Origin of the sequence: Limnohabitans sp. Hippo3, from assembly GCF_003063665.1 — a bacterium.
Lineage (GTDB): Bacteria > Pseudomonadota > Gammaproteobacteria > Burkholderiales > Burkholderiaceae_C > Limnohabitans_A.
This window is the reverse complement of the sequence record NZ_NESF01000031.1, coordinates 1-878: the sequence shown is the minus strand read 5'-3', so window position 1 is coordinate 878 and position 878 is coordinate 1. Positions and strand designations below refer to the sequence as shown.

1 protein-coding gene is annotated in these 878 nt (G+C 51.7%); it reads right to left on the bottom strand.

The genetic code is table 11. The features are described 5' to 3' along the window. Positions 1-238 precede the first annotated feature (238 nt). Positions 239-523 (bottom strand): GIY-YIG nuclease family protein, encoded by a 285-nt coding sequence (locus B9Z34_RS14420; RefSeq protein ID WP_108428804.1) that lies wholly within the window; start codon positions 521-523, stop codon positions 239-241. Positions 524-878 lie beyond the last annotated feature (355 nt).

Genomic DNA, 878 nt, shown 5'->3' with positions numbered 1-878 from the left:
AATCTTCGGGTGACCGATGCGATCAGGCGATGGCAGGACCTACGCTACCGTTTGGCTGAACCGAGCCGAAAACGCCGCTCACAGAGGGCAACGTTGCGTAAGATATTAAGTTAGCGCATATGCGCATACGCGGGTATGACAGAACATTGTTCACCCCCGACCTGATCGGGGATCTATGGCACCTGACTTTGTCACCCCCGACTTGATCGGGGGTCCATGCATTTAAATGGCTTGAAAATCACAAAATAGACTCATACAAATCAACCCAATCCGGATTTTCTTTTTCGATCAAGGCAATTTTCCATTCACGTTTCCAGTGCTTCAAGCGTTTCTCGTAAGCGATGGCCTCTTGAATGCTTTCAGTTTGGTCAAACCACACCAATTGGGTCACGTTATACCGAGCAGTAAATCCATCCACCGCATGTTGTTTGTGTTCATGGACACGGCGAATCAAATGGTTGGTGACGCCGACATACAAAGTGCCGTTTTTCTGATTGGCGAGCATGTAGACAAAGTAAGCCATAAGTGAGGGTATGGCAGGCTTTGGCTGTTGGCAAGGGGATGGATACCCGCATGCGCGGGTATGACAAAAACCTCGTCACCCCGACTGGATCGGGGGTCCATGTCTTCGGCTGCGATGGATACCCGCATTCGCGGGTATGACAAAGTTAGGCGCGGGTATGACAAAAACCTCGTCACCCCCGACTTGATCGGGGGTCCATGTCTTCGGCTGCGATGGATACCCGCATTCGCGCATATGCGCTAACTTAATATCTTACGCAACGTTGCCCTCTGTGAGCGGCGTTTTCGGCTCGGTTCAGCCAAACGGTAGCGTAGGTCCTGCCATCGCCTGATCGCATCGGTCACCCGAAGATTAG